The following is a 21,181-nucleotide window of genomic DNA, read 5'->3' as shown; positions in this document are numbered from 1 at the left end:
TCAGTCTCGATGAAGGGCATTCTCCGACGCCAGGAGATAGAAAGGAATTGGCGAACATCGCCGGTCGGCTATACATTTATGTATGGATGCCGATCTGAGTTGGGAACTGTACCGAACGTTTCTCGCCGTGCTGACGGAGGGTTCGCTATCGGGCGCGGCCCGCGCGCTTGGGATAACGCAGCCGACGGTGGGACGTCATGTCGCGGCCCTCGAAAGCGCATTCGGCCAGACGCTGTTTACGCGTTCGCAATCGGGGCTCTTGCCCACCGAGGCTGCGCTTGCGTTGCGCGGTTATGCCGAGGCGCTGAACAGCACCGTGGCGGCGCTCGAGCGGGCCGCAGCCAGTCACGGTGCGGGTGTGAAAGGTGTGGTGCGCATCTCGGCGAGCGATGTCATCGGCGTCGAAGTCCTGCCGCCCGTCATCGCCGCGTTGCGGCGGGTCCATCCCGAACTCGTCGTCGAACTGGTGCCGACCAATCGCATACAGGATGTCCTGCAACGCGAAGTCGATATTGCCGTGCGCATGGCGGCACCGACGCAGGACGCGCTCATCGCCCGCAAAGTCGGCGACGTCGAACTGGGTCTGTACGCGCGTGCAGCGTATGTGGACGAGCGAGGCGCACCGACCACGGTGTCCGACCTCGCGCGGCATGCGCTCATCGGCTTCGATCGAATGACGCCCTTTCTGCGCGAAGCCGGCAAGGCGTTCCCGGTCTGGCGGCCCGAGGCGTTCGCCGTACGCACCGACAGCGATCTGGCGCAGCTTGCGTTGGTTCGCGCGGGCTGCGGCATCGGGTTCTGCCAGGTGGGCATTGCACGGCGCGATGCGCTTGTGCGCCTGCTGCCCGATGCCGTCGCCCTGAAGCTGCAGACCTGGGTGGTCATGCATGAAGATTTGCGCATGAGCCCGCGCTGCACGGCCACGTTCGATGCGCTGGTGCGCGGGTTGCGGGCTTATATCGACGGTGCTTAGGCCGCACGAGCGCTCTGATTCCCACCGAGCCTTTCGGCGAGGAAGTCGACGAATACGCGGGGCCTCGGCAGCATGTGCCGATTGGTCGGCCACAGCGCACGGAAGACGCCCTCCGACGTTTGCGACGAATCCAATGCGGTGCGCAGCCGGCCTTCTGTCAGTGCGTCGCGTGCGACGAAGTCCGGCACATAGGCAATGCCCAACCCCTGAATAGCGGCCGACAGGACGGCCTCCGCATTGTTGAACACGAGCGGAGCCGCCGCGCCCCCGGCCTGAAGCGGCGATTCGCCGTCGATGAGCCACTCCTGGAGCTTGCCGCTCGATCGATATTTGACGCCTTCCCCGGGTTCACTGCCGTCGGGTACATCGCCCGGCAATCACCAGCTATCCTTCAGGAACGCCCACATGTCCGCGTGCAATTGCTCCATGTGCGTGTATAACAGCCCATGCGGTGCGCCCGGATACACCCTCAACGTGCAATCGGCAATCAGTTCCGCGGAAGCGAGGCCGCCCACTTCGAGCGACACCGAGCGATCGCGGTCGCCGTGGACGATCAACGTCGGTACATCGATATCGCGCATCTCGGCCCGAAAATCGGCTTCGACAAGCTCGCGACTGCAGGCGAGCGCGACGTAGACGGGCGCTTGCAGGATCGTCGCGCCCCAACGCATCATCGCAGGCGACGTCTCGGGGACGAAGAACGGTGGCAGCGCACTGGCCACCCAACTCGGATAATCGCGACGCCAAAGCGCCCATAGCGCCTCGAATTGCTCGCGCGCAATGCCGCCGGGGTTGTCTTCCGTTTGCAACAACATCGGCGTGGTCGGGGCGAGCAAGATGACGCGCGCGATGCGCTTGCTGCCATGCCGGCTCAGGTAACGCACGATCTCGCCGCTGCCCATCGAATGCGAGACGAGCGTCACGTCCTTCAAATCCAGCGTGTCGATGAAGGTCGCGAGATCGTCGGCGAACGTGTCGAAATCGTACCCTTGCGCGCTCTGATCCGAGCGGCCGTGGCCGCGCCTGTCGAGGCTCAGGCAGCGCATGCCGCGAGCGCCGAATTCGGTGAATTGGTAATCCCACATCGATCCCCCGCAGCCGAGCGCGCTGACGAACAGCATCGGGGCGCCCGAGCCCCAGTCGCGCCAGTACAGTTGCGTCCCATCGTTCGCGGTGATGAATGGCATGTCGTTTCTCCTTCGTTTATCGATGCGTTGAAGGTCATCGTAGAGATAACGAAGCGCCAGATCGATTACCTCCGGAGTAACGCTGCCGCTCGAATACGGCTCATGCGCATTCGCCGGGCAACGGGCGCAGGCAGGGGTCCTCGCTGGGTCATGTGCGGCCGGCAGTGGTGCATGAGCTGACGCGGCTCGCGCGCGCGTATGTCCGTCGGCATCATGCGCAGCCCGATCAGGTCGCACCGGAGGCGGTGCTCGTCCAGATCTTCGTGAATACGGCCGATATGATCGCCGCAATTTTGCGCAGCTATCAGTCGGCCGTCGAAATCGGCGAAGCGTTCGCCGCGTTTTGGCGCTACCAGTTGGCTGGCCTGCAAGCGTTGCTTGCCGCGGGCTAGCGTGACCGCTTTAGTGCTTTAGTGCTTCAGTGCTTCAGTGCAATTCAGCGGCGTTCGGCGTTTTGGCTTTCTTGCCTGCGCGCGAGGGCGGCTGGCACATGACGCACGCTTTAGCGCGGGGCAGGTCGTGCTTGTAGGAAACGAACCGGCCTTTGCAGCGGCAGCATTGGTGCATCTCGAGGATGCCGCCGTTGAAGAAGCGCACGAGCGTCCATGCGCGCGTGAGATCCAGATGCACTTCCAGGCCGGCGTTCGTGCAGTGCTCGCGATAGAGTCGGTAGCCTTTGGTCAGCGAGTCCACATGCGAGCAACGCGCTTGCTCTTTCAGGAACGAGTACGTGTGATAGAAGAGCGAGGCGTGGATATTGGCCTGCCACGTCATGTACCAGTCGGCCGATGAGGGCAACATGCCCTTCGGGGGCGATTCCGATTTGACCTCGCGATAGAGGCGGATCAGGCGTTCGCGCGAGAGCGACAGTTCCGACTCCAGCACCTGCATGCGGGCACCAAGTTCGATCAATGCGACGGCGCGCGAAACTTCGTGTGCTTCCTCGATCAGGCTCGTCTTCGGCATGGCTGGCTCCTCTTAGGCGAATTGCCTGGCAGGCTGGGCGGCGAGCAGAATTGCCGCATGCGTGGCGGTGGCGTCGAGCCCCTTTTCGGTCGAGGTCAGCGCCGTCAGCATCGCGGCGTCGTCGAACCGGAAATCGCAAACGAGGTCGTCCGCTTGCGCGAGCCTGATCGTTTGGGCAGGCGTCAACGTGTGCAGGATGTCGGCCAATTGCGCCGAGATGCCGAGCTTGAACAAGCCCTCTGCGTAATCCTCGTTGAGCATGTGTTTCGCAAGCAGCAGATACGAGAGGTTGATGTCCCGAATCGTCTCGAGCACTTCGCGATTGTCCACCGTCAGCCTCCGCAGCAAATTGGGGTGCATGCCGTTCGATTCAGGAGCCTCGCAAGTCGCGCGGCGTGGTGCATGCGTCTGATGAAAGTATTGTTCAGATCGTTGCCGGCACCAATCAGCGTCGTCGGAAGATGGTGTCGTCCCGTCTGCTCCATATGTCAGCGTTTTCCTACGTGCCCTGGCACGCGGTCCCGGCTGCGACATAGCGGTGCGGCCGTTGTCCATTTGAAAGGATGCCGAACGGGCGTTTGAAGGCAGGACGCGGCGCCCCGATGTCGGCCCACGCGCCGCCATTGGACGAGGCAGCGGCAATTGGCAATAATGACGTGCTCCCATTCGCCCGCGTGTCATCTATCGCCACCTCGATGAACAAGCCCGTCCTCGCGCTGACCTACGATCAGATCGATCAATGGATCGCCTCGCTGCAACCGGACTTGGCGGGCGAGCGGTTCGCGTGTGCGATCGGCGTGCTGCGCGGCGGCGGGCCGCTTGCTTTAATGGTGTCGCATGGGATCGGCGTGCCGGCCGCCTTTTTGCGGTACGAGCGCAGTACGCGCATCGTGACCTGGGATTCGTCGATACCGATTCCGCCCCCAGGCAGCAAAGTGCTCGTCTGCGAAGACATCGCCGGAGCGGGCAATACGCTCGACGATTGCATCGCTTTCCTGCGGCGCCATGGGCTCGAACTGAAGACGCTCGTGGCCGGCTTCGACGATCTGAGCCGGATCCGGCCCGATTACGGCATCGATGCACGAGGGTACTTCGTGCTGTTCCCGTGGGAGCGCCATGCTTACACCGACGCCTACCGCGACGCATGGCGGCAGACGAGCGCCGGCACCGACGGCGCGATCGCCGAAGACCACGAATTCGCCACCTACGCGATCGATCTTGACGGCATCCTGCTGCCCGACGTGCCTTCTTCGCGCTATGAAGCCGACCTGGCGGCCGCTTTGGCCGAGCGCGACGCGCTGTTGCCGTTCGAGCGCCTGCCGGGCATCGATTTCGAACGCGCCAAGGCCATCGTGACGGGGCGTCCCGAGATGGACCGCGCGCGGACGGCGGCCTGGCTCGCGCGCCATGGTTTCGACGCGCCGCGCCTCGTCATGCGCGACCCTTCGCGCCATGGGGACGCGCCCCATCAAGTCGCGGCGCATAAAGCGCAGGCGGCGTTGGCGCTGTCATGCACCCATTTCGTCGAAAGCGACCCGGTCCAGGCCATTCACATTGCCCGCTTCGCGCCGCTCATGCGCGTAATCTGGTGGAACGCCGACGATGGCGCGGGCCACCTCGTGTCCTCGCATCGGTGGGGCGTGGGCGCGATGGCGGCGCAATAACGACGCGATCGCGTCGCTGATGCCGCGTATGGGATTTCGCCTTACCTGGGTCGCCGATTCGCAACTATGCTTGGGTCGGCAGGAACGCTTCTTCGATCGGCTCCCATGCGATCGATGCCTCTGAACCTTTGATTTGAGAGAACTCACGATGCAAACGAAATCCGTACTGGGTCAGGCCGAAGCCGACACCATCGTCGAAGCCGCGCGTGCCGAGGCAAGCAAGCACGGCTGGGCGGTCGCGATCGCGCTCGTCGACGACGGCGGTCATCCGCTTGCGCTGGCGCGTCTCGATGGCGCTTCGCCCGTGAGCGCGTACATCGCGATCGAGAAGGCGCGCACGTCGGCGCTTGGCAGGCGCGAGTCGAAGGCTTACGAGGACATGATCAACGGCGGGCGCACGGCTTTCCTCAGTGCACCGCTGGCCGGCACGCTCGAAGGCGGCGTACCGATCTTCGTCGACGGTCAGGTCGTCGGCGCCGTCGGCGTCTCGGGCGTCAAGTCGGAACAGGATGCCCAGGTCGCCCGAGCTGGTGTTCAAAGCGTCGCCGCGTAAGCCCCGCGTCGAATTTCAACGAAACGACACAAGCACCATGAACATGACCGACCACCACGGATTGAGCGTCGATGCGGCGCTCAGCGAATTCATCGAACGCGAAGCGCTGCCGCAGACGGGTATCGACGTTCAGGCTTTCTGGCAGGGCTTCGCCGCGCTCGTGCATGATCTTGCTCCGAAGAACCGTGCGCTGCTGGCCGAACGCGATCGGCTGCAGACGGCGCTCGACGAATGGCATCGCGCGCATCCGGGTCCGGTGCGCGACGTGCGCGCCTACCGCGCGTTTCTCGAAGAAATCGGCTACCTCGTGCCGGCGCCGACGGGCGTGAAAGCGGCCACGACCGGCGTCGACAGCGAGATCGCCGAACAAGCGGGCCCGCAACTCGTCGTGCCGCTCTCGAACGCGCGTTATGCGCTCAATGCGGCGAATGCGCGCTGGGGCAGCCTGTACGACGCGCTGTACGGCACCGACGCGCTACCCGAGGACGGCGGCGCCACGCGCAGCGCCGGCTACAACGCGGTGCGCGGCGCGCGCGTGATCGAGTACGCGCGCGCGTTCCTCGATCGGGCCGCACCGCTCGCGGGTGCATCGCATCGCGATGCAACGCGTTATGCCGTGCGCGATGGGCGCCTCGTCGTCAGCACGAAGGATGGCGAAGCGGGCCTCGTGACGGCGGCGCAGTTCGTCGGCTATCAAGGCGAGGCCGATGCGCCATCGGCCATTCTGCTCAAGCACAATGGCCTGCACATCGAAATCCAGATCGACGCGCAGGCGCTGATCGGCAAGACCGATGGGGCGCATGTCAACGATGTCGTGCTCGAAGCGGCGGTGACGACGATCATCGACTGCGAGGACTCGGTCGCCGCCGTCGACGCGGCCGACAAGGTTGTGCTTTACCGCAATTGGCTCGGCCTCATGCAAGGCACGCTCGCCGAACAGGTCGAGAAGAACGGCAAGACGTTCACGCGGCGCCTGAACGACGATCGCACCTATCGCGCGGCGGACGGCGGCGCGTTGACGCTGCACGGCCGTTCGCTGCTGTTCGTGCGCAACGTCGGCCACCTGATGACGACGGGGGCGGTGCTCGATCGCGATGGCCGCGAAATTCCGGAAGGCATCCTCGATGCGGTCGTGACGACGTTATGCGCGCTGCACGATCGGAACAACCGCCGCAACTCGCGCACGGGCGCGATCTACATCGTCAAGCCGAAGATGCACGGGCCGGCCGAGGTCGCGTTCGCCGACGAGCTGTTCGGTCGCGTCGAAGCGCTTTACGGCCTGCAGGCGCATACGATCAAGATCGGCATCATGGACGAAGAGCGCCGCACGAGCCTGAATCTCGCCGCCTCGATCGCAGCGGCGGCCTCGCGCGTGGCCTTCATCAATACAGGCTTTCTCGATCGCACCGGCGACGAAATGCATTCGGCGATGGAAGCCGGCCCGATGCTGCGCAAAGGCGACATGAAGAGCTCGACGTGGATCGCCGCCTACGAGCGCAACAACGTGCTTGTCGGGCTGGCCTGCGGGCTGCGCGGGCGGGCGCAGATCGGCAAGGGCATGTGGGCGATGCCTGACCTCATGCGCGCCATGCTCGATCAGAAAGGTGCTCAATTGCGTGCGGGGGCGAACACGGCCTGGGTGCCCTCGCCCACAGCGGCGACATTGCATGCGTTGCATTATCACGAGGTGGATGTGCAAGCGGTGCAGCAGACGCTCGAGCAGGTCGATTACGCCGCCGAACGCGATGCGCTGCTCGACGGGCTGTTGACGGTGCCCGTGGTGGCGCGTGCGCAATGGCCGCAGGAGGACATTCGACGCGAAGTCGAAAACAACACGCAAGGCATTCTCGGCTATGTCGTGCGTTGGATCGATCAAGGCGTCGGCTGCTCGAAGGTGCCCGATATCGACAACGTCGGCTTGATGGAGGATCGCGCGACGCTGCGCATCTCGAGCCAGCACATCGCGAATTGGCTGCATCATGGCGTCGTCACGCCCGAATTCGTCAAGGAGACGTTCGAGCGCATGGCCGTGGTCGTCGACAAGCAGAACGCCGGCGATCCAAATTACCGGCCGATGGCGCCGGACTATGCCGCGTCGATCGCGTTCAAGGCCGCCTGCGCGCTCGCCTTCGAAGGCCGTGCGCAACCGAGCGGGTACACGGAACCGCTGCTGCATCGGTTCCGGCTCGAACTGAAGCGGCGCGAGCAGGGCAGCTAAGGGCAACAGCCCGGCGCGCCGTCTCGGGGCGGCGGCGCACCGGCTGCGTCGCATCGGCAGGCGCGGCGCGAATGAGGGTAGTGTGGCCCCTGCGACGGAGCGACGGCGATCGGCGCCCGTCTGACAACTACTATCAAAAGGAGACGAAAAATGAATCCAACCGTGGCGCTCCCGCCCGGAACGGTGTTCGCGCAGCCGCTGACGCCCGTGGGGAATTCGCTGTTTCTGTCGTTCGTTGTCGCCGCACTGCCGATCCTCGTCGCGCTCATCATGCTCGGCGTGCTACGCCGCCCCGCCTGGCAAGCCTCGCTGGCCGGCCTGATCTCGGGGCTCATCATCGCGATCGCAGTCTGGGGGATGCCCGCCGGCCTCGCCTTCGATGCAGTCGGCGCGGGGATGGCGCTCGCGCTCGTGCCCGTCATGTGGATCGTCTTCAACGCGCTGCTGCTCTACAACATCGCCGTGAAGACGGGGCGGTTCGATCAATTCCGGCAGTGGATGCTTGATCACCTGCCCGACGATCGACGGCTCGTTCTGCTCGTCGTCGCGTTCTCGTTCGGGTGTTTGCTCGAAGGGATCTCCGGATTCGGCACGCCGGTCGCGATCACGAGCGCGCTATTGATCGCACTCGGTTTTCCCGCGCTCGAGGCGCTCACCTTCACGCTGATCTTCAACACGGCCCCCGTGGCATTCGGCGCGCTCGGCGTGCCGATCACGGTGCTCGGCGCCGTGACGTCGCTGCCGCCTGTGACGCTCGGCGCAATGGTCGGCCGCCAATTGCCGTTCTTCGCGCTGCTGCTGCCGTTTTATGTCGTTGGCGTCTATAGCGGCTTTCGTTCGATCGGCAAGCTTTGGCCGGCACTCCTCGTCTCCGGCGGCAGCTTTGCGCTTGCGCAGTTCGTCACGTCCAACTACCTCAGCTACCAGCTCACCGACGTGCTGTCGTCGCTGACTTCGCTGATCGTGACGATCGGTTTCCTCAAGATATGGCGGCCCGTGGTGGATCCGCAGTATGCGATCGCGCGCCGCGACGATGCGATGGCAGGGGTCGGGGCCGCGCGATCGCGCGGGGGATTCTGGGGCGGCTGGCTGCCGTGGCTCGTCGTGTCGGTCGTCGTGATCGTTTGGGTGCATGCCGGCATCGCGATGATCGGCGATGTGAAGATCAAATGGCCCGGGCTGCACAACGCGGTGTTCGTCTCGTTCTACAAGAAACCGTATGCGGCGATCTGGGACTTCCAGCCGCTGGGCACCGGCACCGCGATCCTGCTCGCCGCAATCATCACGGCGGTCTTGTCGCGCTGTAGCGTTGCCGCTTTCTTTTCCTGCGTCGCATCCACCTGGCGACAAACGCGCATTGCGATCGTCACCGTGATGATGATCGTCGGCCTTGCCTACCTGCTCAATTACTCGGGGATGAGCTATACGCTCGGCGTCGGCGTGGCGTCGACCGGCGCGCTGTTCCCGCTCGTTTCGGCCACGCTCGGCTGGATCGCCGTGTTCCTGTCGGGCAGCGATACGTCGGGCAATGCATTGTTCGGCAATCTGCAGGTCGTCGCGGCGCGTCAGCTCGGATTCGACCCGGTGCTGATGGCGGCGACGAACTCGTCAGGCGGCGTGATGGGCAAGATGATTTCGCCGCAGAACATCGCGACGGGCGTCTCGACGACGGACCTCAAGGGGCAGGAGGGCGTCGTCTTCGCGCGCACGTTCTGGCATAGCGTGTTCCTGACGCTGTTGCTGGGCGTGCTCGTATTCCTGCAGCAGCATGTGTTCCCGTGGATGATCCCGGCGCTGCCGCAGTGATCGGGCCGACTACGCTTCGGGGTCGCCGTTGGCTACCGGGATACTGCGCACCGGACGCACGCGGCCCTTGACGTGCTTGAACAGCGATGGCGTATCGACTTCGCCGAAGTTTCGGCCGTACGCCATCGTCTCGGATTCCTCCGTGCTCGACCAGTACCAGTCGGTCGGATCGAACGTGTCGCGGATCGTGACGAACGCGACGTCGAGCTCCCGTTTCGACGGCAGGTAGAAGTCGCGGCGCCCGTCTTTTTCGTATTCGGCGGCGAAATGAGCGGCGTCATGAACATGGGGGGCGCGTTCGCACTCGACGAGATCGCGGGTGTTGACGGCTCCGTTATAGGGATGGTCCGCGCCTTGCTCGACCGCGGCAAAGCCCCCCCAGGGCAGGTCGACGGCTTCGTCGGTTGCGAAAATCAAGAAGCGCGGCTCGCGACCGACATAGTCGGGGATGATGCCGGCGTAGATGCCGCCCTGGCCCCGCCAGTACGTGCCCACGGGCGGCGCATCGGCCAGCGCCATCGGCTTGGCGATCGTCGCCATCATCGTTTCTCGTGCCTGTGACATACGTCCGATAGTGGTGCTCATCCTGTTTTCCCTTCCTTGTTCATGAGCCCGTGCCGAGCCCGGGCGGTTGATCGGCGATGGCGTGCACCTGCGTTCCCCGACGCCGACCACGCGCGAATTTTGCTGAGGATTCGACGAAGTGCACTCGTGCGCGGGGGCGAGGCGGATGATGCCGCGTCCCGCGCGCGGCCGTTCTTTTTGTCTAAACTTTTAGGACGAGCGGCCGTTACTATGACAATTGCATCGTTTCCGATGTGCTGTGGCGCACCCAAAGCGCTCGTGCGCTCCAACAATTTCATATGCCGAATGAGCCGACACGGTTGACAGCCAGACCCAGCGCAAATCGCGCGGAACCGCCACGCATTGGTGCCGGGTTCGTGCGGCGCATCTATCTGCTGCGGCTTTTCGGCTTTGCGATCGGCTTCTTCCCGCTTCTCGTTTTGCTGCAAGAGCAGCATGCGTCCCTCTGGACCCTGGCGCCCGTCGCGATTGCGTGCTTCGGTTGGCCTCATCTGGCCTTTCTGAGCGTTCGCCATGCACCGCAGCCGCTCGCGCGCGAGCGCTGGAACTTCATCGTCGATTCGATCCTCGGCGGCTGGTTCGTCACTGCCGTCCACTTTGCACCGGCGGCCACTGTCGTCGTCTTTTTGATGTTCGCGATCGACAACATGGCCGCCGGCGGGTGGCGGCTGTTCGGCTGTGGCCTGATTGCGATGGCCTTGGGCGTCGGCGCGGGCACGCTCGTGTTCGGCGCGCACGTCGTCTCCGTAATGAGCACCGAGGCCGCTGTCGCGTGGGTGCCCGTGATACTCGGCTATCCGCTCGTGCTGGCGAAAACCACTTACGACGTCTACATGAAGCTCAGCGAGCGCTCGAGCCGGCTGCGCGAGCTCAGCGAGCGCGACAGCCTGACGCGGCTGTCGAACCGCATGACGATCGCAGCGAAATTGCAGGCGGAGATGGCCCGCGCGCCGGGCATCGACGTGTTGTTCATCGATCTCGATGCATTCAAGACCGTCAACGATGCGCTCGGACATAACATTGGGGATCAACTGCTCGTCGAAGTGGCGACGCGGCTCAGGGCCTGCGCCGGGCGTGACGATCTCGTCGCGCGCTACGGCGGCGACGAGTTCGTTATCGTCAGCGAAACGCAGGGCGGCAGCGATGGTCACCATCGGCTTGCCGACGCGGTGCTGGCCGCGCTCGGTTCGCCGATCGTTGTCGGTGAGCACGAACTCGTCGTCGGTGCGAGCATCGGCATCAGCGTGTTTCCTGATGACGGGGCCGATGCCGAATCGCTGATTCGCGCTGCGGACATGGCGATGTACACCGCCAAGAGCCGCGGCCGCAATTGCTACGAGTTCTATCGTCGACGCATGCGCAACGAAGCCGACGCGCGTTTGAGGTTGTCGGGCCGCTTGCGAAAGGCGCTCGAGAGCGGCGGCCTGCATTTGAACTATCAGCCGCAGGTGGACATGCGCACGGGCGAGGTGCGCGGCTTCGAGGCGTTGGCGCGCTGGCACGACGCCCGGTACGGGTTCGTGAGCCCCGTCGATTTCGTCGCGGTCGCGGAGGCGTCGGGCCTCGTTTCCCAATTGGGCGAGTGGGTGTTGCGTGCGGCTTGCGAGCAGTTTTCGGTATGGCGCGAGTTGCAGGTGAAGCCGGTGCCGATTTCCGTCAACGTATCGCCTTTGCAACTGCAGCGGGCCGATATCGTGAAGACCTTTCAGCGCATCATCGACGAAACGGGGATGAATCCGGCATTGCTCGAGCTCGAAGTGACGGAGACGGCGCTGATGAAGAACCCGCAGGCATCGGCGCGCCGCCTCGCCGAGTTCCGCCGTATCGGCATGCGCGTGGCCGTCGACGATTTCGGCATGGGTTATTCGAGTCTCGACCAGCTGCGCACGCTGCCGGTCGATCGAATCAAGATCGATCGCGCGTTCGTGCGAGGGATCGGTTCGGGCGATTCGGGCGCCATTGCGACGGCCGTCGTGACGTTGGCGAATGCGTTCGAGCTCGCCGTCATCGCGGAGGGTGTCGAGACGCATGCGCAGCGAGCCTTTTTGCTCGAACTGGGCTGCCACGATGCGCAAGGATTCCTGTTCAGCAAGCCGCTCGATGCCGATGCGACGACGCGTCTGTTGCTGCAGGGCGCGACGCTACCCGTCCCCCCGAACGCCGAACTGAGCGGGTCGCGCGCGAGGGTCATGGTCTGAGTTCGATCACGCGAAACGAGCGGCTCGGACTTAAAGCGCGGTATCGTGTCGGTTTGCGCGGCTGACCACCGTGAGGCACGCGTAGTACTTTTTTCAATTTCGTCTCGTGACTTCTTCTTCCCCGTTCCCCCTCATCGTTTGGAGCGACGCCTCGGGCGAGCATACGGCCCGCTGGCGCTCCGAAGCCGGCGTGCCGCCGCCGCGCCGCGTCGTGATCGCCGATGATCGCATCAGCGCCGACGCCGCGTATCGCCAGGCCTGCGAGGGCACTGCGCTGCTCTGGCGGGGCGATTTTCAAAACGCGCGTCAGTTGCTGCAGGCCATGTCCCGGCGGATCGATCGCAAGCCGCGCAAGCAGAGCGCTTCGCCGCTCGACGCGTTCAACGCCCATCGGCAAGCGCAGGCGCAGCGCGCACGCACGCTCGGCATGCTTCTGATTACGCTCGAAGCCGACTATTCGATCGCGCTGCGGCGTGCGCCCGATGTGAAGGCGGCGTGCGAGGAGGCGTACGGGCAAGCCGATGTCGATGCGGGCGAATCCGCGTCCTCGGTCGTTTCGTTGCGCGAATTGCTCGGCCTGATCGGCGCGCACGAGTGGCGCAAGAAAGGCGTCGAAATCGCCGCGCTCGGCGCGCGTATTCATCCGCACTACGGCGTTTTTTCGCCGGTGCGCGGCGAATATGTCGAACTCGTTGCGCGCGCGCCGCTGCCAGCTGGCACGCTCGCGTTCGACATCGGCGCGGGTACGGGGGTGCTCGCGGCCGTGCTGGCCCGGCGTGGGGTCGAGCGTGTGATCGCGACTGACACCGATGCGCGGGCGCTCGCCTGCGCGCGTGAGAACATCGCGCGTCTGGGCCTGGACGGGCAGGTCGAACTGCTCGAAGCCGATTTGTTCCCACCTGGGCGCGCGCCGCTGATCGTCTGCAATCCGCCTTGGCTGCCGGCGCGGCCGGCTTCGCTGATCGAGCGCGCCGTCTACGATCCCGAGAGCCGCATGCTGCGCGGCTTTCTCGACGGTCTCGCGGCGCATCTGGAACCGGGTGGGCAAGGGTGGCTGATCTTGTCCGATCTGGCCGAGCATCTGGGCTTGCGTTCTCGCGACGCATTGCTCGCAATGATCGATGCGGCGGGCTTGCGGGTGATTGCGAAGGATGATGTTCGGCCTGTTCATCCCAAGGCGACGGATCCTTCCGATCCGCTCTACCGCGCGCGTGCGGCGGAGCTGACTTCGTTGTGGCGGCTGGGTATGAAGTGATGATTGCCTGGCTGGCGTGCGTGACTGCCGCGAGGGAAAGGGATAGCGTGTCGCTCCATCGAAGCGCACAGGTTGGCCGGGCGCAGGGGCGTGTGCCCCCGCGCTCAGCCAGGATAGGCTTCGTCCACCTTCAGGCCGGCCAGCTTGAAGATCACGCGCAGCGTTTGCGGCCGGATCTCGCGCCGCGAAGCGAGCGTCGTCAGAATGAAATCCATCACCTTCGCGTACTTGAGCAGGGTCAGCAGCGCTTCGAGGCCGGGGTCCGAGTCGCGCATCGCTTCGGCCAGCCGCAGCATTTCCACGGAAATGTCGCGGGCCATCTCGAGCTCCAACTGCTGTTTCTCGGACCAACCCGAAGGCGGCGTCAGGAGATTGGCGAGCATCGCTTGAAACTTTTGCTCGGCATCGTTGCTGGGTATCGTAGCCATGGCTGTCGTCCTTGTCCTTTCGTCGACTCTCCGTTGCATGCCGGCCGGGCGCCGCCCGCGACGTAACGTTACGTAACGCGTTGACGGCGCGTCGGCCGACGCTCGATCATGGGCGTCGCGCGAAGGCTTGTCGGACGCGGCGTTATCGCCGGTATTCGTCGTCGGTCCCGGTCGCGGAACAATCGCGTCCGCGCGTGCATGCATAAACCATTCCTGCGCCGTCTCCGGCGTCTTTGCGCTTTTCGGTAAACTGACGCGATTGCTTTTATGCTTCTGTAGGCTGTCGCACGTTGGAGGCGACTTGCCTGTGAGCTGTCCCACTATGTCCACCAAGACTTACGAAATCCGCCCAGAACAATCGGTCGAGCTGCTCAAGGAGCTTCATATCCTGACGCGCGACGGCAAAATGAATCAGGACAGCCGCCGCAAGCTCAAGCAGGTCTACCATCTGTACCAATTCATCGAGCCGCTGCTCGAGGATGTGCTGCACGATCGAGGCGCGGTGACGCTCGTCGATCACGGCGCAGGCAAGTCGTACCTCGGTTTTATCCTCTACGATCTTTTTTTCAAGGCATTACCGGCCGGTAGCGGTTCGCACATCTTCGGAATTGAAACGCGCGCCGAACTTGTCGAGAAATCGACGGCGCTCGCCAAGCGCCTCGGCTTCGAGGCGATGTCGTTTTTAAACGTCTCGGCGGCCGATTCCATCGCCTCGTCGCGCTTGCCCGAGACGGTCGATATCGTGACGGCGCTGCACGCCTGCGACACCGCGACCGACGACGCAATCCGTTTCGCCCTCGAAAAGCGCGCGCGCCACATCGTGCTGGTGCCGTGTTGCCAGGCCGAGGTGGCCGGCGTCCTGCGACGCAACAAGGGCAAATCCCTCGGCAACGCGCTGACGGAAATCTATCGCCATCCGCTGCATACGCGCGAATTCGGCAGCCAGATCACGAACGTTCTACGCTGCCTGCAGCTCGAGGCGCACGGTTATCAGGTATCGGTAACGGAACTCGTCGGCTGGGAGCATTCGATGAAGAATGAGCTCATCGTCGCGCAGTACAAGGATTTGCCGCGCAAGCGGCCGGCCGAGCGTTTGGCGCAGGTGCTCGATACCTTCGGACTCGATTCGCTGCGTGAGCGGTTTCTTACGCCGGCTTAGTGCGAGGCTGCGGGGATCGAGTGCGGGTCGAACGGGAATCCGGAAGGAATGCAGCGTCGACGTGCTGCGTACGACGCGAACAGCCCGGCGGCTGCGCCCCCCGCTGCTTCGACCGACTGTCAGGTAGCGAGCCGCGCCTGCTCTTGCTCCTGCATCCATCGACGCCAGCCTTCGTGTCCGAGGCGGCGTAGCGTTTCCTGATTGCGCTCGTAAATATCGGCGGCGTCGGGAAAGGCCTGCGTCGCGCGCTCCACACTGGCTTCGCGCAGCAGGTGCAAGATCGGGTAGGGCGCCCGGTTCGTATAGTTCTCGATGTCCTCGGGCTGCGTATCGGCGAATTGATAGCGCGGATGAAAGCTCGCGATCTGCAGTTCGCCTTCAAGGCGCATCTGCGTCAATAGACGTTCCGCAAAGAACAGCGCGTCGTTGAATTCGAGAAAATCGGCGAACGCGTGCGGCAGGATCAAGAGTGTCGTGTCGATGCGGTCCGGGTCCGCATCGGTGAGCGCGCGCAGTTCCGTTTCCAGCGCGTCCAACATGCCCTCGACGTCGGAAGCCTCGCTCACGACGTAGCGGATCTGCCCCTTGGTATGAACGTTCTTTGCAAACGGGCAGAGATTGAGACCGATGACCGCGCGCACGAGCCAATGGCGCGTCGCGGCGACGATCGCGTCGTTATCGTTGGCTGGCCGCGGGTCCACGGTGAGATCCATCATGTCGACTGTGAAACGGTGCAAAAAGGAGGCGCCGCCATTTTACCCGCCCGCGTGCTGCGGGCATGCAGCAGCAACCAGCTGCGCGGCCACGCGCGCGGCCGACCGGACCGGCCCGCATCCGGGGCCGTACGTCTGACTCGCGGCATAGACGCCTTCGAGCAATAGGGCGAGCGCATCTGCGAGGGCGACCGGATCGTCGGCCCCGGCCGCCGTCGTCAACGCCGTCAGCCGTTCGATCAATTGCGCCTTGTTGCGGGCAACGATCTGACGCGCCGGGTGCGACGGGTCGGGAAACTCGGCCGCCACATTGACGAACGGGCAGCCACGATAGCCCTCGCGCGATGCCCGGTGCTGCAAGTCTTCGAAATACTGGGTGATCTGACGCACCGGGTCGCCCGGATGTTGATCGATGCTCTTGTCGAAGTAGCTGAAAAAGCAGTCGTTCGCTTGCTCCAGATACGCGACGATGAGTTCGTCCTTTGACGAAAACTGTCGGTACAGGCTCATTTTGTTGACGCCGGCCCGCTCGACGACGGCGTCCACGCCCACCGCGCGCACCCCTTCCTGGTAAAAAAGCTCGCCGGCCGCGCGCAGCAGCAGTTGCTGCGCCGTGGCCCCGGCGGTATGAGGGCGTGCCCGCTCGGCGGCCGTTCTGGCCGCCGAGGGATGGCGGGAGCGGTGTTCGGCGCTTCTGGTCGTCATGGTGAAGGTGAGGTGTCCGGTTTGAACTGCGATGATCGGCGCTCGACATCCGATCGCACAAGCCTACGAATCTCGATAACTTGACATGTTACCGATCGGTAACTAGCATGGCAACTCGCATTTGTGACAGGTCTGTCACACCGGACGACCCGACGTCTCGCCGAATCGACCTCGGACGCACCGATAAGAACGAAAACGCCCAACCAAGCGCGCGGCGCCGGCAAGCGCCGCCCGCGCGCAAACAGGAGTGCAGATGAACTGGATTGCAGGAAAAATAAGCGGACGCGCGCATTACGGGTGGGTCGTCGCGGCGGTGGTGTTTCTGGTGCTGCTGGCCGCAGCCGGCACGCGTGCGACGCCGAGCGTCATGATGGTTCCGCTCGAACATCAGTTCGGGTGGAGTCGGGCCACCATCTCGCTCGCGATTTCCGTCAATATCGCCTTGTACGGGCTCACCGGTCCGTTCGCGGCCGCGTCGATGCAACGCTTCGGCGTGCGGCCCACGCTCATGACGGCGCTGGCCGTGATGGGCGGCGGCGTCGCGCTTTCGTCGATGATGACGGCCCCGTGGGAAATGATCCTGATCTGGGGCGTCATGGTGGGCGGCGCGACCGGCGTCGCGGCGCTGACGCTGTCGGCCACGGTCGTCAACCGCTGGTTCACGCAGCGTCGCGGGCTCGTCATGGGTATCCTGACCGCCAGCTCGGCGACGGGACAACTCGTGTTCCTGCCGATGCTCGCCGCCGTGGCCGAGCATCACGGATGGCGGCCCGTCGTATTCATCGTCGCGATTGCGGCCGCGCTCGTGCTGCCGCTCGTCGCCTTCCTGCTGCCCGAGCGACCGGCCAGCGTCGGCCTGCGCGCCTATGGCGAGGCGCACGACGCGCCGCGCGCCGACACGAACGCCGCGCAGAATCCGCTCGCGATCGCGTTCGGCACGCTTGCGATGGCAAGCAAAAAGCGCGACTTCTGGCTGCTTTTCTTCAGCTTTTTCATCTGCGGCGCGAGCACGAACGGTTATGTCGGCACGCACCTGATCGCCATGTGCGGCGATTACGGCATGAGCGAAGTGCAGGGCGCGTCATTGCTCGCGGCGATGGGCATCTTCGATTTGTTCGGCACGACGATGTCGGGCTGGCTGTCGGATCGGTTCAACAGCCGCGTGCTGCTCTTTTGGTACTACGGGCTGCGCGGGCTCTCGTTGATCTATCTGCCGTATGCGTTCGGCCTCGACTTTTTCGGGTTGCCGCTGTTTGCCGTGTTCTACGGGTTCGATTGGATCGCGACCGTGCCGCCGACCGTGCGCTTGACGACCGACGTCTTCGGCAAGGAATCGGCGCCTGTCGTGTTCGGCTGGGTCGTGGCGGGCCATCAGCTCGGCGCGGCGTTCGCTGCCTACGGCGCGGGTCTGCTGCGCTCGAGCCTCGGTACCTACACGGTGGCCTCGATGATTTCGGGCGGGCTGTGTCTGATCGGCGCGGTGCTGGTTTTGCGGATTCACCGTAGCGGCGCCCGGCGCGCGGTGGCGGCGTCGGCTGCCTGAGGGTGCCTGAGGGTGCCTGAGGGTGCCTGCGCCTGAGCGCGCCCGACGCTGTTTGGCGTCACGGGTGCGAAGGGGGCTCCGGTGACGGGCAAGGGCAGGACGCTCCTCTTTACATCGGCCGCGCCCTCAAGGCTCGTCGTGCACGGCCGAAAGCGGTGCGGCGACCTGTTCCAGCGGCTTGCGCTCGGCGTCGACGCCCCAGATCGCGGCGATCGCCGCGGCGGCCACCATCAATGCCGAGCCGACGAGATAGCCCTCGAATACGGCGCCGCGTTGCTGCGTATCGATGAGGCGGCCGAACAGCGCCGGCCCCGCGATGCCTCCGAGCGCGGTGCCGAACGCGTAAAAGACGGCGATCGCCAGGGCGCGGATTTCGAGCGGAAACGATTCGCTGACGGTCAGATACGCGGAACTCGCGGCCGCCGATGCGAAGAAGAAGATCACCATCCAGGCGATCGTCTGCTGCTCGACCGTCAGCATCCCGCGTGCGAACAGATACCCGCTGGCTGCCAGCAGGATGCCTGACAGCGCATAGGTGCTGGCGATCATCGTGCGTCGCCCGATCGCGTCGAAGGCGTGCCCGAGCACAATCGGTCCGAGAAAGTTGCCCAGCGCGAATGGCAGCAGATACCGGCCGACTTCCCCGCCGGGCACGTGGTAGAAATCGGTCAGCACGAGTGCGTAAGTGAAAAAGATCGCGTTGTAAAAGAACGCCTGCGCCGTCATGAGCGCGAGACCGACGAACGATCTGCGGCGATGCGTCACGAACAGCGCCATGAAGACCTCCCTGAGTGGTGTCGTCTCGCGTCGTCGGAAGCGAAGTCTCTGCAGTGGCATCGACAGCGGTGCGCGCCCGGCGCGATGAAAACGCGCCTCGATTGCCTCGACGATGCTGTGCGCTTCGCGAGGTTCGTTGTGCGTGAGCAGCCAGCGCGGGCTCTCGGGCACCCAAAAGCGCATGAAGACGATGACGAATGCGAGCACCGCGCCGATGAAAAAGCAGGCGCGCCAGCCTAGGTCTCCCGGCATCACGTGCGGGTCGAGCAGCACGAGCGAGCCACCCGCTCCCAGCGCCGCGCCCACCCAAAAAGTGCCGTTGATGCCGAGATCGGTCCAGCCGCGCAGCCGTGCCGATGTGAATTCCTGGATCGTCGAATTGATGGCAGCGTACTCGCCACCGATCCCCGCGCCTGTCAGGAAACGCAGCGCGGCAAAGCTCGCAAAATTCCACGACAGCGCGGTGGCCGCCGTTGCGACGAGGTAGAGCCCCAACGTGGCGAAGAACAGCTTGCGCCGCCCGAGCCGGTCGGTGAGCCAGCCGAACCCGACTGCGCCGAGCACGGCGCCGGCAATGTAGGCGCTGCCGGCAAACCCGATATCGGCGTCGGTCAGACGCAGGACAGGGCTTGCCTTCAACGCCCCCGCCACGGCGCCGGCCAGCGTGACCTCCAGCCCGTCGAGCAGCCACGTGATGCCCAGCGCGATGACAATCAGTGTATGAAAGCGCCCCCACGGCAGACGATCGAGCCGGGACGGCAAGTCGGTTTCGATGATGTCTTCGCGCGCGCGCAGGAGCGCCGCCGCCGGCGCTGCGTCCTGGGACGGGTCCGCGCGCCCCCGCAGCGTACCGACGGCACGCTCGGACTGCAGCCGCTCGGGCTGACGCAGCGATGTTTTCATTGGATGGCAATCTCCTGATGAAAGCCGGCTTGCGAAGGCGCAACGCCGGGCTTGGCAAGCGGTGGATCGTCGGCAAGCGGCGCAAAAATCGCGCCCAGACCTTCCGCACGCCAATGAAGTGCGGGCGCCCATGGGTGTACCGATTGCTAGTGTTGGTCAGTTCGTGTTAAAAAGCGCTCCCTTCTGTTGGCATAAAGCGAGTTGCGATGCAAGCGAAGCCCTATTGCGCGATCGACTTCGGCACGTCCAACTCGGCCGTGGCGTTGCCGCGTGGCGAGGCGATGATCCTGGCCCCTGTCGAAGGTGCGCATACGACGTTGCCTACGGCAGTCTTCTTCAACACCGACGAACACACGCGCGTCTACGGCCGTGCGGCGCTGGCCGAATACATCGACGGATTCGACGGACGCCTGATGCGTTCGCTCAAAAGCATCCTCGGTTCGTCGCTGGCGGAGACCGCGACCGATCTCGGTGATGGCAGCGCCATCAAGTACACCGAAGTGATCGCTATTTTCGTGGCGTTCCTGAAGCGCCAGGCCGAAGCCTGTGCGGGGGTGGCGATCGAACGCGCCGTGCTGGGGCGCCCGGTGTTTTTCGTCGACGACGATGCGCATGCCGACGCACTCGCCGAGCGCCAATTGGCCGCTGCGGCGCAGGCGGCAGGTTTGAAGGAGATCCATTTCCAGTACGAGCCGATCGCCGCCGCATTCGATTACGAGTCGCGGCTAAGCGCTGAAGCGCTCGTCCTGGTGGCCGACATCGGCGGCGGCACCTCGGACTTTTCGCTCGTCCGGGTCGGGCCCGAGCGAATGCGCCGCATCGAGCGCAAGGATGACGTGCTGGCCCATCACGGCGTGCATGTGGCCGGCACCGATTTCGACCGGCGCGTGGAACTCGACGCGATCCTGCCCGAACTGGGCTACCGCTCGCTGGACCCCGAGGGCCGCGAGGTGCCGAACCGGATTTACTTCGATCTGGCGACCTGGCACCTGATCAACACGGTCTACAGCGGCAAACGCGTCGGCGAGCTTGCGCTGATGCGGCACCTTTATCGCGATGTCCGGCATCACGAACGGCTCATGCGCGTCGTCGAGCGCCGGCTCGGTCACGCGTTGGCGGCGCGAGCGGAAGAGGCCAAGATCGGCGTGGCTGCGGGCGGCGAGACCTCGATCGATCTCGATGACGTGGAAGCGGATTTGCGCGTTGCGTTCGATGACGCGCAACTGATCGAAACGGGCGCGGAGGAAACGCGGCGCATCGCCGAAGCGGCACGCGAGACGGTGAGGGTGGCGGGCGTCGCCCCGAGCTCGGTCGATGCGCTCTACTTCACGGGCGGCTCGACCGGGCTGCACTTTTTGACGAACGCGCTACGTGAGGCGTTTCCCGAGGCCCGGCCCGTATTCGGCGATCGATTGGCCAGCGTCGCGGCGGGCCTGGGCATCCACGCTCAGCGGCTGTTCGCATAGCGGGCGCACAAAACAAAAACCCCGCATACATGCGGGGTTTTGCAGTCGCGCAACGCGATGCGCCGGCGATCAACTGCTGTAA

Annotated in this window: 20 protein-coding genes; 11 read left to right on the top strand and 9 right to left on the bottom strand. The window is 64.6% G+C overall.

Annotation, left to right across the window (positions count from 1 at the left end; genetic code table 11):
• Positions 1-82 precede the first annotated feature (82 nt).
• Complete coding sequence (locus C0Z19_RS16980) at positions 83-973, top strand: LysR family transcriptional regulator (protein WP_102611010.1); 891 nt, start codon at positions 83-85, stop codon at positions 971-973.
• Here the strand turns inward: C0Z19_RS16980 and C0Z19_RS16975 are convergent.
• Positions 970-1,350: a LysR substrate-binding domain-containing protein gene (locus C0Z19_RS16975; protein WP_102611009.1), complete on the bottom strand. Its 381-nt coding sequence runs from the start codon at positions 1,348-1,350 to the stop codon at positions 970-972. The genes C0Z19_RS16980 and C0Z19_RS16975 overlap by 4 nt on opposite strands.
• Entirely contained in the window at positions 1,351-2,160 is an 810-nt protein-coding gene (locus tag C0Z19_RS16970; RefSeq protein ID WP_102611008.1) for an alpha/beta fold hydrolase, read from the bottom strand.
• Positions 2,161-2,327: 167 nt separating this feature from the next.
• Between C0Z19_RS16970 and C0Z19_RS16965 the strand changes: the two genes are divergently transcribed.
• On the top strand, positions 2,328-2,552 hold the full coding sequence (locus C0Z19_RS16965) for a hypothetical protein (protein ID WP_146012087.1): 225 nt from the start codon (positions 2,328-2,330) through the stop codon (positions 2,550-2,552).
• Positions 2,553-2,586: 34 nt separating this feature from the next.
• Here C0Z19_RS16965 and flhC read toward each other — a convergent pair whose 3' ends face one another.
• Positions 2,587-3,126: a flagellar transcriptional regulator FlhC gene (gene flhC, locus C0Z19_RS16960; RefSeq protein ID WP_102611006.1), complete on the bottom strand. Its 540-nt coding sequence runs from the start codon at positions 3,124-3,126 to the stop codon at positions 2,587-2,589.
• A 12-nt stretch (positions 3,127-3,138) separates the two neighbouring features.
• Entirely contained in the window at positions 3,139-3,486 is a 348-nt protein-coding gene (gene flhD, locus C0Z19_RS16955; RefSeq protein ID WP_438947152.1) for a flagellar transcriptional regulator FlhD, read from the bottom strand.
• Between the two features lie 335 nt (positions 3,487-3,821).
• On the opposite strand from flhD, the gene C0Z19_RS16950 reads away from it, so the two are divergent.
• The 4 genes from C0Z19_RS16950 to C0Z19_RS16935 all read left to right on the top strand — a co-directional run bounded on the left by C0Z19_RS16950 (position 3,822) and on the right by C0Z19_RS16935 (position 9,367).
• Positions 3,822-4,790, top strand: coding sequence for a phosphoribosyltransferase (locus C0Z19_RS16950; protein WP_102611119.1), 969 nt, complete (start codon positions 3,822-3,824; stop codon positions 4,788-4,790).
• Positions 4,791-4,938: 148 nt separating this feature from the next.
• Positions 4,939-5,343, top strand: coding sequence for a heme-binding protein (locus tag C0Z19_RS16945; protein ID WP_102611005.1), 405 nt, complete (start codon positions 4,939-4,941; stop codon positions 5,341-5,343).
• A 43-nt stretch (positions 5,344-5,386) separates the two neighbouring features.
• Positions 5,387-7,561 carry a malate synthase G gene (locus tag C0Z19_RS16940; protein WP_102611118.1) on the top strand — a complete coding sequence of 725 codons (2,175 nt, stop codon included), beginning with the start codon at positions 5,387-5,389 and terminating at the stop codon, positions 7,559-7,561.
• 150 nt (positions 7,562-7,711) lie between these two features.
• Positions 7,712-9,367: an L-lactate permease gene (locus tag C0Z19_RS16935; protein WP_102611004.1), complete on the top strand. Its 1,656-nt coding sequence runs from the start codon at positions 7,712-7,714 to the stop codon at positions 9,365-9,367.
• 9 nt (positions 9,368-9,376) lie between these two features.
• Here the strand turns inward: C0Z19_RS16935 and C0Z19_RS16930 are convergent, their stop codons facing one another.
• A complete protein-coding gene (locus tag C0Z19_RS16930) occupies positions 9,377-9,952 on the bottom strand; it encodes an Lcl C-terminal domain-containing protein (protein WP_146012086.1) in 576 nt (191 codons plus the stop codon).
• 299 nt (positions 9,953-10,251) lie between these two features.
• Between C0Z19_RS16930 and C0Z19_RS16925 the strand changes: the two genes are divergently transcribed.
• Entirely contained in the window at positions 10,252-12,150 is a 1,899-nt protein-coding gene (locus C0Z19_RS16925) for a putative bifunctional diguanylate cyclase/phosphodiesterase (RefSeq protein ID WP_158243001.1), read from the top strand.
• 106 nt (positions 12,151-12,256) lie between these two features.
• Entirely contained in the window at positions 12,257-13,405 is a 1,149-nt protein-coding gene (locus tag C0Z19_RS16920) for a N5-glutamine methyltransferase family protein (protein ID WP_102611001.1), read from the top strand.
• A gap of 104 nt (positions 13,406-13,509) precedes the next feature.
• On the opposite strand, the gene C0Z19_RS16915 is transcribed toward C0Z19_RS16920, so the two are convergent.
• Entirely contained in the window at positions 13,510-13,833 is a 324-nt protein-coding gene (locus C0Z19_RS16915; RefSeq protein WP_102611117.1) for a DNA-binding protein, read from the bottom strand.
• A gap of 322 nt (positions 13,834-14,155) precedes the next feature.
• Here C0Z19_RS16915 and C0Z19_RS16910 point away from each other — a divergent pair, with 322 nt between their 5' ends.
• Positions 14,156-14,992 carry a class I SAM-dependent methyltransferase gene (locus tag C0Z19_RS16910; protein WP_102611000.1) on the top strand — a complete coding sequence of 279 codons (837 nt, stop codon included), beginning with the start codon at positions 14,156-14,158 and terminating at the stop codon, positions 14,990-14,992.
• A gap of 119 nt (positions 14,993-15,111) precedes the next feature.
• On the opposite strand, the gene C0Z19_RS16905 is transcribed toward C0Z19_RS16910, so the two are convergent.
• Together C0Z19_RS16905 and C0Z19_RS16900 are read right to left on the bottom strand one after the other, a co-directional pair.
• Entirely contained in the window at positions 15,112-15,693 is a 582-nt protein-coding gene (locus tag C0Z19_RS16905) for a DUF1415 domain-containing protein (RefSeq protein ID WP_233196177.1), read from the bottom strand.
• A gap of 54 nt (positions 15,694-15,747) precedes the next feature.
• Positions 15,748-16,410, bottom strand: a complete 663-nt coding sequence (locus tag C0Z19_RS16900) for a TetR/AcrR family transcriptional regulator (protein WP_102610999.1) — start codon at positions 16,408-16,410, stop codon at positions 15,748-15,750.
• Between the two features lie 253 nt (positions 16,411-16,663).
• Here C0Z19_RS16900 and C0Z19_RS16895 point away from each other — a divergent pair, with 253 nt between their 5' ends.
• Positions 16,664-17,953, top strand: a complete 1,290-nt coding sequence (locus C0Z19_RS16895) for an MFS transporter (protein ID WP_102610998.1) — start codon at positions 16,664-16,666, stop codon at positions 17,951-17,953.
• A 126-nt stretch (positions 17,954-18,079) separates the two neighbouring features.
• Here C0Z19_RS16895 and C0Z19_RS16890 read toward each other — a convergent pair whose 3' ends face one another.
• Positions 18,080-19,633: an MFS transporter gene (locus C0Z19_RS16890; protein ID WP_102610997.1), complete on the bottom strand. Its 1,554-nt coding sequence runs from the start codon at positions 19,631-19,633 to the stop codon at positions 18,080-18,082.
• A gap of 206 nt (positions 19,634-19,839) precedes the next feature.
• Between C0Z19_RS16890 and C0Z19_RS16885 the strand changes: the two genes are divergently transcribed.
• Positions 19,840-21,099, top strand: a complete 1,260-nt coding sequence (locus C0Z19_RS16885) for an Hsp70 family protein (RefSeq protein ID WP_102610996.1) — start codon at positions 19,840-19,842, stop codon at positions 21,097-21,099.
• Positions 21,100-21,181 lie beyond the last annotated feature (82 nt).

This window comes from Trinickia soli (assembly GCF_002879855.1).
Classification (GTDB): domain Bacteria; phylum Pseudomonadota; class Gammaproteobacteria; order Burkholderiales; family Burkholderiaceae; genus Trinickia; species Trinickia soli.
The sequence above is the reverse complement of the archived record's forward strand: the minus strand, read 5'-3'. Positions and strand labels throughout refer to the sequence as shown.

Excerpts from the sequence above, each read along its gene's own strand:
- C0Z19_RS16900 (WP_102610999.1), bottom strand. The coding sequence starts at position 16,410 with ATGACGACCAGAAGCGCCGAACACCGCTCCCGCCATCCCTCGGCGGCC.
- flhC (WP_102611006.1), bottom strand. The coding sequence starts at position 3,126 with ATGCCGAAGACGAGCCTGATCGAGGAAGCACACGAAGTTTCGCGCGCC.
- C0Z19_RS16885 (WP_102610996.1), top strand. The coding sequence starts at position 19,840 with ATGCAAGCGAAGCCCTATTGCGCGATCGACTTCGGCACGTCCAACTCG.
- C0Z19_RS16910 (WP_102611000.1), top strand. The coding sequence starts at position 14,156 with ATGTCCACCAAGACTTACGAAATCCGCCCAGAACAATCGGTCGAGCTG.
- C0Z19_RS16935 (WP_102611004.1), top strand. The coding sequence starts at position 7,712 with ATGAATCCAACCGTGGCGCTCCCGCCCGGAACGGTGTTCGCGCAGCCG.
- C0Z19_RS16930 (WP_146012086.1), bottom strand. The coding sequence starts at position 9,952 with ATGAGCACCACTATCGGACGTATGTCACAGGCACGAGAAACGATGATG.
- C0Z19_RS16970 (WP_102611008.1), bottom strand. The coding sequence starts at position 2,160 with ATGCCATTCATCACCGCGAACGATGGGACGCAACTGTACTGGCGCGAC.
- flhD (WP_438947152.1), bottom strand. The coding sequence starts at position 3,486 with ATGCACCCCAATTTGCTGCGGAGGCTGACGGTGGACAATCGCGAAGTG.
- C0Z19_RS16895 (WP_102610998.1), top strand. The coding sequence starts at position 16,664 with ATGAACTGGATTGCAGGAAAAATAAGCGGACGCGCGCATTACGGGTGG.
- C0Z19_RS16945 (WP_102611005.1), top strand. The coding sequence starts at position 4,939 with ATGCAAACGAAATCCGTACTGGGTCAGGCCGAAGCCGACACCATCGTC.
- C0Z19_RS16940 (WP_102611118.1), top strand. The coding sequence starts at position 5,387 with ATGACCGACCACCACGGATTGAGCGTCGATGCGGCGCTCAGCGAATTC.
- C0Z19_RS16950 (WP_102611119.1), top strand. The coding sequence starts at position 3,822 with ATGAACAAGCCCGTCCTCGCGCTGACCTACGATCAGATCGATCAATGG.
- C0Z19_RS16890 (WP_102610997.1), bottom strand. The coding sequence starts at position 19,633 with ATGAAAACATCGCTGCGTCAGCCCGAGCGGCTGCAGTCCGAGCGTGCC.
- C0Z19_RS16915 (WP_102611117.1), bottom strand. The coding sequence starts at position 13,833 with ATGGCTACGATACCCAGCAACGATGCCGAGCAAAAGTTTCAAGCGATG.
- C0Z19_RS16980 (WP_102611010.1), top strand. The coding sequence starts at position 83 with ATGGATGCCGATCTGAGTTGGGAACTGTACCGAACGTTTCTCGCCGTG.